This window comes from Nocardia sp. NPDC005745 (assembly GCF_040630775.1).
In the GTDB taxonomy this organism is placed as follows: Bacteria; Actinomycetota; Actinomycetes; order Mycobacteriales; family Mycobacteriaceae; genus Nocardia.
The window spans coordinates 214,563-226,363 of record NZ_JBEXYF010000009.1; the positions used below are offsets into that span (position 1 = coordinate 214,563).

Annotated in this window: 9 protein-coding genes; 8 read left to right on the forward strand and 1 reads right to left on the reverse strand. The window is 69.4% G+C overall.

Features of this window, described 5'->3' with window-relative positions:
- Positions 1–389: 389 nt before the first annotated feature.
- The gene (gene dnaE / locus ABZ420_RS12795; RefSeq protein ID WP_357121019.1) at positions 390–3,938 is read right to left on the reverse strand and encodes a DNA polymerase III subunit alpha; all 3,549 of its coding nucleotides are present in this window, start codon (positions 3,936–3,938) and stop codon (positions 390–392) included.
- A gap of 318 nt (positions 3,939–4,256) precedes the next feature.
- Here dnaE and ABZ420_RS12800 point away from each other — a divergent pair, with 318 nt between their 5' ends.
- The 8 genes from ABZ420_RS12800 to ABZ420_RS12835 all read left to right on the forward strand — a co-directional run.
- Positions 4,257–4,694, forward strand: coding sequence for a hypothetical protein (locus ABZ420_RS12800; protein ID WP_357121022.1), 438 nt, complete (start codon positions 4,257–4,259; stop codon positions 4,692–4,694).
- Between the two features lie 343 nt (positions 4,695–5,037).
- Complete coding sequence (locus tag ABZ420_RS12805; RefSeq protein WP_357121025.1) at positions 5,038–6,234, forward strand: histidine kinase; 1,197 nt, start codon at positions 5,038–5,040, stop codon at positions 6,232–6,234.
- A gap of 31 nt (positions 6,235–6,265) precedes the next feature.
- Positions 6,266–7,063 (forward strand): LytTR family DNA-binding domain-containing protein, encoded by a 798-nt coding sequence (locus tag ABZ420_RS12810; RefSeq protein ID WP_357121027.1) that lies wholly within the window; start codon positions 6,266–6,268, stop codon positions 7,061–7,063.
- Positions 7,060–7,425, forward strand: coding sequence for a hypothetical protein (locus ABZ420_RS12815; RefSeq protein ID WP_357121030.1), 366 nt, complete (start codon positions 7,060–7,062; stop codon positions 7,423–7,425). The genes ABZ420_RS12810 and ABZ420_RS12815 overlap by 4 nt, the downstream gene beginning before the upstream one ends.
- Positions 7,426–7,503: 78 nt before the next feature.
- A complete protein-coding gene (locus ABZ420_RS12820) occupies positions 7,504–9,258 on the forward strand; it encodes a cation acetate symporter (protein ID WP_357121033.1) in 1,755 nt (584 codons plus the stop codon).
- A gap of 157 nt (positions 9,259–9,415) precedes the next feature.
- Entirely contained in the window at positions 9,416–9,772 is a 357-nt protein-coding gene (locus ABZ420_RS12825) for a DUF485 domain-containing protein (RefSeq protein ID WP_357121036.1), read from the forward strand.
- A complete protein-coding gene (locus tag ABZ420_RS12830; protein ID WP_357121039.1) occupies positions 9,769–11,406 on the forward strand; it encodes a cation acetate symporter in 1,638 nt (545 codons plus the stop codon). The genes ABZ420_RS12825 and ABZ420_RS12830 overlap by 4 nt, the downstream gene beginning before the upstream one ends.
- 51 nt (positions 11,407–11,457) lie before the next feature.
- Positions 11,458–11,801 (forward strand): acetyl-coenzyme A synthetase N-terminal domain-containing protein (locus ABZ420_RS12835; RefSeq protein WP_357121041.1); only part of this gene is annotated, 344 nt, incomplete at its 3' end.

The following is an 11,801-nucleotide window of genomic DNA, read 5'->3' on the forward strand; positions in this document are numbered from 1 at the left end:
GCCAGTCCGGAGCAAATCGAGTAGTGGCTCGACTCCTGACTATGCAGATCCGCCGATCAGCACCCGACCGACCGGCGGCCCGCTTGCGGACCGCACGATCGCGCCGATCGCCCGCCACGCAACCTGGGCCCTACCAGCGGCACCACTCGCGACCGCGCACCCCCCGAACCCGCCGAGCGGGACCGGCCGAGCAACGGCCCGATCCCCGACCGGCACCGAGCTCGCCGTTCACTCGCGAAGCAGCACACGCCGATCGATCGCTCCACTTGCGACCGCGTCCAGATTGCCGATCGGCCCGCCGACAACGGCTCGGCTCCCGACAACACCGAACCTCGCGAGCAGGCCGAGCCGAGCAGCCGCCCGATTCCGCACCGCGCGGAGCCCACCGATCAACTGGCCAGGCAGCCCGGGCCGAGCAGCGCCTTCAGATCGCCCATCAGTGCCGAGGACGGTGAGACTCGCAGGCGTTCGTCGAGTTTCAGCAGCGTGGTCTTGTCTCGGGCGCCGACGTGCCGGATATGCACATCCGACGTGCCTGGGTGCCTGGACAAGACCCGCTTGAGTTCGCCGATCTTGTCCGGCGTGCACATCCGGGTGGTGACGGTGACCGCGAGCGGCTTCGCGACGCCGACCGCGGACAGGTCGGGTACGGCGAGATCGTTGGCGATCAGCGAGATCCGGTCGTCGCGGACCGAGACGCGCGCCTTGACCAGCACCACGGCGTCCTCCACGACGTCCATCCCGTACACCGAGTACGACTGCGGGAAGAACAGCACCTCGATGCCACCGGTGAGGTCTTCCAGCTGCGCGGAGGCCCAGGCCAGGCCGTTCTTGTTGATGCGCCGGTTCACCGAGGCCAGGATGCCGCCGACGGTCACCTGGGTGCCGTCCTTGATGTCACCCTCGAGGATGGCGGGGATCTGCGTGTCGGCCTGCGCCGCGAGCACGTGCTCGACGCCGTTGAGCGGATGCCCGGAGACGTACAGGCCGAGCATCTCCCGCTCCAGTGCGAGCCGGTGCTTGGACTCCCACTCCTCGTCGGGGACCTTCACGTTGAACACCGAGGTCACCGACTCGTCCGCGTCCAGGCCGCCGAACAGGTCGAATTGACCGATCGCCTCGGCCTTCTTGGTGGCCATCACGGCGTCGATGGCATCGGAGTGGATCAGCATCAGGCCCTTGCGCGGATGCCCGAGGGAGTCGAAACCGCCTGCCTTGATCAGCGATTCGGTGACCTTCTTGCTCGCGGCGATGGCGTCGATCTTGTTGAGGTAGTCGGAGAAATCGGTGAACTTCGATTTCTCCTTGCGCGCCTGGATGATCGAGGAGACGACGTTCGCGCCGACGTTGCGCACCGCGCCGAGACCGAAGCGGATGTCCTTGCCGACGGAGGCGAAGTTCTGCTCGGACTCGTTGACGTCCGGCGGAAGCACGGTGATGCCGAGGCGGCGGCAGTCGGAGAGGTAGACCGCGGCCTTGTCCTTGTCGTCGCCCACGGAAGTGAGCAGGCCCGCCATGTACTCGGCCGGGTAGTTGGCCTTGAGGTAGGCGGTCCAGAACGAGACCAGGCCGTAGCCCGCGGCGTGCGACTTGTTGAACGCGTAGCCGGCGAACGGAAGGATGGTGTCCCACAGCGCCTTCACCGCGGCCTCGGAGAAGCCGTTCGTGGTCATGCCCTCGTGGAAGCCCTTGTACTCGGCCTCGAGCACCTCGAGTTTCTTCTTACCCATGGCCTTGCGCAGCGCGTCGGCCTTGCCCATCGAGTAGGAGGCGACCTTCTGCGCGATGAACATGATCTGCTCTTGGTAGACGATCAGGCCGTAGGTCTCGGCGAGGATCTCCTTGAGCGGTTCCTCCAGCTCGGGGTGGATCGGCTTGATCGGCTGCCGCCCGTTCTTGCGGTCGGCGTAGTCGTTGTGCGCGTTCATGCCCATCGGGCCGGGGCGGTAGAGCGCGAGCACGGCGACGATGTCGTTGAAGCCGGTGGGCTGCATGCGGCGCAGCAGGTCGCGCATGGGACCGCCGTCGAGCTGGAAGACGCCGAGCGTGTCGCCGCGCGAGAGCAATTCGTAGGTCGCGGGGTCGTCCAGCGGCAGGTTGTCCATGTCCAGATCGATGCCGCGGTTGGCCTTGATGTTGTCCAGCGCGTCACCGATGACGGTGAGGTTGCGCAGACCGAGGAAGTCCATCTTCAGCAGGCCGATGGCCTCGCAGGACGGGTAGTCCCAGCCGGTGATGATCGCCCCGTCCTGGGGCCGCTTCCACACCGGGATGGCGTCCATCAACGGTTCGGAGGACATGATCACCGCGCAGGCGTGCACACCGGCGTTGCGGATCAGGCCCTCGAGTCCGCGCGCGGTCTCGTAGATCTTGGCCACGTCCGGGTTGTTGCCGATGAGTTCGCGGACCTCGGCGGCCTCTTTGTACCGCTCGTGATCGGGGTCCATGATGCCCGACAGCGGGATGTCCTTGGCCATGATCGGCGGCGGCAGCGCCTTGGAGATCTGGTCGGCGATGGCGAAGCCGGGCTGGCCGAACTGGACACGCGCGGAGTCCTTGATCGCGGCTTTGGTTTTAATCGTGCCGAAGGTGATCACCTGGGCGACCCGGTCGGTGCCCCACTTCTCGGTCGCGTAGCGGACCATCTCACCGCGACGGCGATCGTCGAAGTCGATATCGATATCGGGCGCGGACGGGCGCTCCGGGTTGAGGAACCGTTCGAACAGCAGGCCGTGCGGCAGCGGGTCGATATTGGTGATGCCGAGGGCGTAGGCCACCAGCGAACCGGCCGCCGAACCACGACCGGGGCCGACCCGGATGCCGACCTCCCGCGCGTGCTTGACGAGGTCGCCGACGACGAGGAAGTAGGCGGGAAAGCCCTTCTGCTTGATGACGTCCAATTCGAAGTAGGCGCGGGTGTAGTACTCGTCGGGCACGCCGTCCGGGAACCGGCGCGCCAGGCCGCGGTCGACCTCTTTGCGCAGCCAGGAATCCTGGTCCTCGCCCTCGGGCACCGGGAAGATCGGCATGCGGTCCTTGAAGGCCCACACGTCGTCGTAGGACTGGACCCGCTCGCCGATCAGCACCGTGTTGTCGCACGCGCCGGGCACCTCGGCGTCCCACAGCGCGCGCATCTCCTCGGCGGACTTCAGGTAGTAGCCGTCACCGTCGAACTTGAACCGCGTGGGATCCGACAACGTCTTGCCGGTCTGCACGCACAGCAGCGCCTCGTGGTTGGCGGACTGGTCCTTGGTGACGTAGTGGCAGTCGTTCGTGGCCAGCGCCGGGATGCCCAGCTTCTTGCCGACGTTCAGCAACCCCTCGCGGACCCGGCGCTCGATGGACAGGCCGTGGTCCATGACCTCGAGGAAGAAATTCTCCTTCCCGAAGATCTCCTGCCACTTGGCCGCGGCCTCGAGCGCCTCGCGTTCGTGCCCGAGGCGCAGGCGGGTCTGCACCTCGCCGGAGGGGCAGCCGGTCGTCGCGATGATGCCTTCGGCGTACTGGGCGATGATCTCCTCGTCCATGCGCGCCCACTTGCCGAGCTGGCCCTCGATGGAGGCCAGCGAGGACAGTTTGAACAGGTTGCGCAGGCCGGTCGCGTTCTCGGCGACCATGGTCATGTGCGTGTAGGCGCCCGAGCCGGAGACGTCGTCACCCTTCTGGCTCGGATCGCCCCACTGCACGCGCTTGGTGTCGAACCGGGAGGCGGGCGCGATGTAGGCCTCGATGCCGATGATCGGCTTGATGTCGTGCTTCTTGGCCGAGTTGTAGAACTCGGAGGCGCCGTACATGTTGCCGTGGTCGGTCATCCCGACCGCGTTCATCCCCAGCCGTTTCGCCTCGCTGAACAGTGGCGAGATCTTGGCCGCACCATCGAGCATGGAGTACTCGGTGTGGTTGTGCAGATGGACGAACGATCCGGACGAGGCGGCCAAGACGGTCCTTCCTCCCAAGGTCTCGACGGGGGTTGGCTGGACCGATTCTAGGCGTGCCCACCGACTGCTTCGGACCGGCGCGCTGGCGGCACTCGGGCGTCCGGCGTGTCGGTGGGGAAGATCACCGGCGCGTCCTGGGGACTCGCCGTGTGAGTGGCCGATTTCCGCGAGTGTCGGGGTCGTGCCGAATTCGGGAACACCCGAACGGCGGCCGTGGCTCGGCGGTAATCTCTGCTTCCCTCCCCACGACGATGCCGGCGCTTGTCGGGGACGGGCCAGCACGGCAGACCGGATTTTCCCGAAATCGTGGAGGTGTCGATGAATTCGACGACAGCGCTCTTGATGGTTCCCGCTACGGCGGTGGCGGCACTGGCCGCGACGGCCGCGCCCGCCGCGGCCGCGCCCGCCGCGTTCGCCACCGTGTACACCCTGGCCCAGGGGCCGTGCGTGGGTCAGGTGGAGATGTCGGTCAACGGCAACGCCTACCCCAACCAGGCGGCCTTCACCGTGGGCGCGACGCTGGTCGGCGCCGGACCTTGCACGCTGCCGGTCACGCTGAACTACCGCAACGTCGACACCGGCCAGGAAGGTACGTTCCAAGTGGTCGCGCAGGGCCCCGGCTACTGGGGCAACAGCGGCCACTCCGCGCTGTTCCTTCCCGGCATCGGCCAGTTCACCGCGACGGTCAGCATCGGCGCTGCGCACTTCCCAGAACCCGGCACCATCGAGTTCACGGTCCCGCAGTACCAGGGCTGAACTCCCGCGAACCGGACCGCGCCGCGGCACCGGTGAGATCGGCCCAGTCGCCGCGGGGCGATGCGCTGCTCGCCCGAGCGATCGTCCCGCAGGCGCTGCCGAGCCGGGCGCGCCGGGCAGTTGCCGCACTCGGCCGCCTTCCGGCGCTGCGATCCCTGGCTCGGTGCAGAAGTTCGGGTCGGGTGGAGGGTCGCGCGACCGGCCAGGGCGTAGGCCGCTTCGCAGCGTCACAGACGGCAGCAAAAGATCCAGGCCCGATCTCGGACCAGGACCGCCACTGCTTCGCGCACGATTGCGGCCGACGCGATAATCAGCCCATGCAGTCCGTGCGCCGATGCCCGCCATGACCACCGCACTCGCCGTCGCGGCGGCGGCGGCGCTGATCGCCGGGGCGCTGCTGATCTGGTCGCGCACCCGCAGAGTGGTGACCACCCCCGCAGAGCGGGCGGTGCATTCGGCGTTGCACACCGCGTCGCTGGCGGCGGTCCCGCTGCGGCGCGGGCTGACCGAGCAGTCCGCGCGGGAGGCTGCGCCGCACCTGCGCGCACTCACCGGCGCCGAAGCGCTCGCGCTGGCCGACCCCGACGGCACGTTGCTCGCCTGGGACGGCCCGCACGCCGAACTGGCCGAATACTTCGGCGAAGCCGCCGCGCGCGCCGTCGCGGGCGAACGCCCGGTGCTCGTCGCCGGACCGGGACGTGGCGAACACGCGGGACGCACGTTGATCGCGCAACCGCTACTGGTCGAATCCAACGGCGTGGCCGGTGTGCTGGGAGTCGTGAGCGCCGGGCAGCCGGGACCGGGCCGGCTGGGTGCGGTCGCCGAGGTGGCGCGGTACGCCTGCGGTCAGCTCGAACTGGCCGAACTCGACGCGTCGCGGGCCCGGCTGGACCGCGCCGAGGTGCGCGCGCTGCGGGCCCAGATCAGCCCGCACTTCATCTACAACGCGCTGAACACCATCGCCTCGTTCGTCCGCACCGACCCGGCGCGGGCCCGCGAGCTGATCCTCGAGTTCGCCGACTTCACCAGGTACTCCTTCCGCGCCGCGGGCGAATTCACGGTGCTGTCCGACGAGTTGCGCAACATCGAGCGGTACCTCGCGCTGGAACGCGCCCGTTTCGGCGACGCGCTACAGGTCCGGCTGCGGATCGCGCCCGAGGTGCTCGGCGTGGTGCTGCCCTTCCTCGCGTTGCAGCCGCTGGTGGAGAACGCGGTGCGGCACGGGCTGGCGGGCACCGCGCACGGCGGCACCGTCAGCATCGTCGCCACCGACGCGGGCACCGACTGCGTGATCAGCGTCGAGGACGACGGCGTCGGCATGGACCCTGATCTGCTGCGCTCCGGCGCGCTGGACGCCGTCGACACCGGGACGGGCCCGGCGGGCTCCGGTGAGGCCGCGCACGTCGGGCTGGCCAATGTCGACGACCGGTTGCGCGCGGCCTTCGGCGACGACTACGGCCTGGTCGTGGAAACGGCGCCCGGCGCGGGCACGAAGGTCAGCCTCCGCGTCCCCAAGTTCCGCGCGGGCATCCGGGCGTAAGACCGGCACACCGCCTTACGATGGTGCGATTGTGACCCGCGTTACCGGCAAACCGGCGGGCGCGCTGCGCGTGCTTGCCGTGGACGACGAGAAACCCGCTCTGGACGAGCTGGTGTATCTGCTGCGCGCGCGGACCGAAATCGGCGAGATCCACACGGCGGGCGACGCCACCAGCGCACTGCGGGTGCTGCGCGCCCATCCGATCGACGCGGTGTTCCTGGACATCAACATGCCGGGACTGGACGGCATGGAGCTGGCCGGCATCCTCTCGGAGTTCGCGGCCGCGCCCGCCGTGGTCTTCGTGACCGCCCACGACGACCGGGCGATCGCGGCGTTCGACCTGGGCGCGGTGGACTATCTGCTCAAGCCGCTGCGGGAGGACCGGCTCGCGGAGGCGGTGCGGCGGATCGCCGCGGCGCGCAGCGCGCCGCACCCGCCCGCCGCCGAAGCCCGCACCGACCCGAACGAGGTCATCCCCGTGGAACTCGGCGGAGTGACCACGCTGGTACCGCGATCGAGCGTGAGCTGGGTGGAAGCCGACGGTGACTACGCGCGGCTGCACACCAGCGCCGGATCGCACCTGGTGCGGATTCCGTTGTCGGCGCTGGAGGCTCGCTGGCACGACGCGGGATTCCTCCGGGTGCACCGGTCTTACCTGGTGGCGCTGCGGCTGGTGACCGGGCTGCGCAGCGTGGGTTCCGGGACCGTGGTGTGCCTGCGGGCCGAGGGCGACGCGCAGGCGGTCGAACTGCCGGTCAGCCGAAGACAGGTTCGTGAGCTGAAACAACGGCTGGTGCACCGGCCCCGGCAGCACTGGGGCAACCAGTGACCGGGCCGCAGCGTCCGGTCCGCAGGCGCGTCGTGCTCTCCGAGCGACGTGGCGCCCGGCGGGTGCGCACGCGGATGGAGGTCGCCGAGCAAACCGAGTTCGGCGAAGCGCTCATCGGGGGCCTGATCCGCGCCCAACTCGGGCTCGCGCTCCGCGTGGGCCTGGTGAGCATCGCGCTGCTGTGCGCGCTGCCGGTGCTGTTCCGGACCGGCTCGATCGGCGACATGGCGGTGCTGGGCATCCGGTTGCCGTGGCTGCTGCTCGGCGGAGCCGTCTACCCGCTGCTGTTCCTGCTCGGCCGCACCTATGTGCGGTTGGCCGAACGCAACGAACAGGACTTCCTCGAACTGGCCGAGGACTGACGGTGCGCCCTCCACCATGAACGAGTCGATCACGTCAACATCGCCCGCCGAACCGATGCGCCGACACCGGAGCGCTCCATGACCTCGGGCACGGCGCCTGCGCTCACGGTGGCCGCGCTGGTCCTCGCGGCGCTGGCGACCGTGGCGATCGGCGCGTACGGCGTGCGGCTCGCGCGCACCACCTCCGACTTCCTCGTCGCGTCGCGCAGCGTGGGACCGCGCTGGAACGCCGCCGCGATCTCCGGTGAATACCTCTCGGCCGCCTCGTTTCTCGGCGTGGCCGGGTTGATCGCGAAATACGGCGCGGACGCGCTGTGGTACCCGGTGGGCTTCACCGCCGGATACCTGGCGCTGCTGCTGTTCGTCGCCGCTCCGCTGCGCCGCTCCGGCGCGTACACGGTGCCCGACTTCGCCGAATTCCGGCTGGGCTCACTGCGTTTGCGCAGGCTCGCGGCAACCGTCGTGGTGCTCGTCTGCGCGGTGTATCTCATTCCGCAGTTCCAAGGGGCCGGGCTGACCCTGCACATCCTGCTCGGGGTGCCGGACTGGGTGGGCGCGGTGGCGGTGGGCGCGATCGTGCTCGCCAACGTGGTCGGCGGCGGGATGCGCTCGATCACCCTGGTCCAGGCGTTCCAGTACTGGCTGAAGCTGACCGCGGTGGCCCTTCCCGCGCTGGTGCTGCTCGGGCACTTCCTCGCCGACGAGCGGGAACTGGGCGCGCCCGCCCCGCCGGTGGTGTCCGAGCGCACGACCGTCGACGTGACCACCGACGTGGTGGTGCGGGTCGGTGCGCCACAGCGGGTTTCGATCACGGGAACACTGGACGACCGCGCGGTCGACGGCCCGGTGCCGCTGGCGCCGGGCACCCACGAGCTGTCCGCGGGCACGCGGCTGGTGCTGGAAGCCGGGGCCGCCGTGCCGGTGGTCGCGGGCGCACCCGCCGACGGCACGGGCTGGCTGGCGCCGGGCGGCGGCTTGGGTGGACCGCATCCGGCCTACCAGGTCTATTCGCTGATCCTCGCGACCTTCCTCGGCACCATGGGCCTGCCGCACGTGCTGGTGCGCTTCTACACCAACCCCGATGGGCGGGCCGCGCGCGCGACGGCGCTCGCGGTGATCGGCCTGGTCGGACTGTTCTACCTGTTCCCCGTCCTGCTGGGCGTCTTCGCGCGGCTGTACGTGCCGCAACTGCTGATCACCGGGACCTCCGACGCCGCGGTGGTGCTGCTGCCCGGCTCGGTGGTCGCCGGACTGCCGGGGCAGCTGCTCGCGGCGCTGGCCGCGGCGGGCGCGATCGCCGCGTTCCTGTCCACCTCGTCGGGACTGCTGGTGAGCATCGCGGGCGTGCTCAGCACCGACATGCTGCGCGGGCGGATCCGGGACTTCCGCGCGGCCGCGCTGGTCGCGGGCTCGGTGCCGCTGGCGCTGTCGCTGACCGTCGTGTCGCTGGACCTGTCGCGCACCGTCGGCCTGGCCTTCGCGGTGGCCGCCTCCACGCTGTGCCCGCTGCTGGTGCTGGGCATCTGGTGGCGCGGGCTGACCGCGGCGGGCGCGGCGGCCGGCCTGATCGCGGGCGGGCTCGCCGCGGGCACCGCGACCGCCGTCTCCGTCACCGGCGGATTCTCCGACGCGGTGGCGGGCGGCTGGCCTGCGGCGCTGCTCGGCTATCCGGCGGCGATCAGCGTGCCGTTGGCGTTCGCCACCATGGTGCTGGTCAGCTCGTTCACCCGCGGACTCGGCGCGAGGACGGTGAGCCGGATCTTCGTCCGGATGCACGCCCCGGAGCGACTGGGCATGGGCGCCGACCGCGAGCGCAGCCTGCGCTCGGACTGACCGAGGCCCGGGCGGCCGACCGTTCATCGCGTCACATCGACCGCTCGGCGCAGATTCGGGCACCTTCACAGAGTGACCCACGCCACAGCCTACTGGGGAGCCGCTGGCCTGGCTTACCGTCCTCGAGAAGTAAGCCACGTCACTCGGTAGGACACTCATGACCAGTATCGAACTCGACGACACCGCCCCGCGGCGAGCGCCGAGCGCAGCAGAATTCGCCGAAGTGCAGGCGAGCCCCCAATTCCAGGAACTGCGAACGCGCCTGCGCCGCTTCGTGTTTCCGATGACCGCGTTGTTCCTGCTCTGGTACCTCGGTTACGTCCTGCTCGGCGCCTACGCCCACGACTTCATGAGCCGCGCGGTGTTCGGCGATGTCAACGTCGGGTTACTGCTCGGCCTCGGCCAGTTCGTCTCCACCTTCGCCATCACCGCGCTGTACGTGCGGTTCGCCAACCGGGAACTGGATCCGCGCGCGGCGAAGATCCGCGGCTATCTCGAGGGAGAACGAGCGTGAACACCGTGCACACCTATGCCGCCGCCGCGACGGTCGGCAACCCGGTCGCCAATATCGCCATCTTCGGCGTCTTCGTCGTGTTCACGATGATCGTGGTGATCCGCGCCAGCCGCAACAACGCCACCGCCGCCGACTACTTCACCGGAGGGCGCGGCTTCTCCGGCCCGCAGAACGGCGTCGCCATCGCGGGCGACTACCTGTCGGCCGCGAGCTTCCTCGGCATCGCGGGCGCCATCGCGGTCTACGGCTACGACGGTTTCCTCTATTCCATCGGATTCCTGGTCGCTTGGCTGGTCGCGCTGCTGCTGGTCGCCGAAATGCTCCGCAACACCGGCAAATTCACCATGGCCGACGTGCTGAGCTTCCGGCTGAAGGAAGGCCCGGTACGCACCGCCGCCGCGCTGTCCACGCTCACCGTGTCGCTGTTCTACCTGCTCGCGCAGATGGCGGGCGCGGGCGGCCTGGTCGCGCTGCTGCTGGACATCTCCGACAAGACCGGGCAGTCCATCGTGATCGCCGTGGTTGGCGTGCTGATGATCGTCTACGTGCTGGTCGGCGGTATGAAGGGCACCACGTGGGTGCAGATCATCAAGGCGGTGCTGCTGATCGTGGGCGCGGCGCTGATGACCGTCATGGTGTTCGCGAAGTTCGGTTTCAACTTCTCCGACATCCTGGGCTCCGCGCAGGAAGCGGTCTCCGGCTCGGCGAACAAGGCCGTCGCCGCGCGCGACGTGCTCGCTCCCGGCGCGCAGTACGGCGGCAGCGAGACCTCGAAGCTCAACTTCCTCTCCCTCGGCCTGGCATTGGTGCTCGGCACCGCGGGCCTGCCGCATGTGCTGATGCGCTTCTACACCGTGCCCACCGCCAAAGAGGCACGGCGCTCGGTGGTCTGGGCGATCGGCCTGATCGGCGCGTTCTACCTGTTCACCCTGGTGCTCGGCTACGGCGCGGCGGCGATCGTCGGCCCGGACCGCATCCTGGCGGCCGCGGGCGGGCAGAATTCGGCGGCGCCGCTGCTGGCCTTCGAACTCGGCGGCGTGGTGCTGCTCGGCGTGATCTCCGCGGTCGCCTTCGCCACCATCCTCGCGGTGGTCGCGGGCCTGACCATCACGGCGTCGGCCTCGTTCGCCCACGACATCTACGCCAACGTCATCAAACGCGGGAAAGCCGGTGAGCGCGAACAGGTCCGGGTGTCCCGCATCACCGCGGTGGTGATCGGCGTGCTGGCCATCGCCCTGGGCATCCTGGCCAACGGGCAGAACGTCGCCTTCCTGGTGGCGCTGGCGTTCGCGGTCGCGGCGTCGGCGAATCTGCCGACCATCCTGTTCTCGCTGTTCTGGCGGCGGTTCAACACCACCGGTGCGCTGTTCAGCATGTACGGCGGCCTGATCTCGACGATCGTGCTGATCGTGTTCTCCCCCGCGGTCTCCGGAAGCAAGACCGCCATGCTTCCCGGATCGGATTTCGACTGGTTCCCGCTGTCCAACCCGGGCATCGTCTCCATCCCGTTGGCGTTCGCGCTCGGCGTCATCGGCACCTTGGTCGGCGGCAGGTCCGAGGATCCGGCCAAGGCTGCGGAGATGGAGGTCCGCTCGCTCACCGGCGTCGGCGCGGAGAAGGCGGTGGTGCACTGATCGCTGCCCGGCCTTCCTCGTCCCCCTTGCTCTTTCGTTAGGAGATCTCGCGTGACCAGCGCAACCACCGATGACCGCGACAGCACCACCGCCTACCCGCCGAGCGCGGAGTTCGCCGCTCAGGCGAACGCCGACGCGGGGTTCTACCAGGCGGCGGCGGGCGACCGGGAAGCTTTCTGGGCCGAGCAGGCCGGGCGGTTGCACTGGCACGAACCCTTCACCCAAGTCCTGGACTGGACCGACGCCCCGGTAGCGAAATGGTTCGTCGGCGGAAAACTCAACGTCGCCTACAACTGCCTGGACCGCCACGTCCTCGACGGCCACGGCGACCAACCCGCCATCCACTTCGAAGGCGAACCCGGCGACTGCCGCACCCTCACCTACCGCGAACTACT

Excerpts from the sequence above, each read along its gene's own strand:
- ABZ420_RS12820 (WP_357121033.1), top strand. The coding sequence starts at position 7,504 with ATGACCTCGGGCACGGCGCCTGCGCTCACGGTGGCCGCGCTGGTCCTC.
- ABZ420_RS12825 (WP_357121036.1), top strand. The coding sequence starts at position 9,416 with ATGACCAGTATCGAACTCGACGACACCGCCCCGCGGCGAGCGCCGAGC.
- ABZ420_RS12800 (WP_357121022.1), top strand. The coding sequence starts at position 4,257 with ATGAATTCGACGACAGCGCTCTTGATGGTTCCCGCTACGGCGGTGGCG.
- ABZ420_RS12805 (WP_357121025.1), top strand. The coding sequence starts at position 5,038 with ATGACCACCGCACTCGCCGTCGCGGCGGCGGCGGCGCTGATCGCCGGG.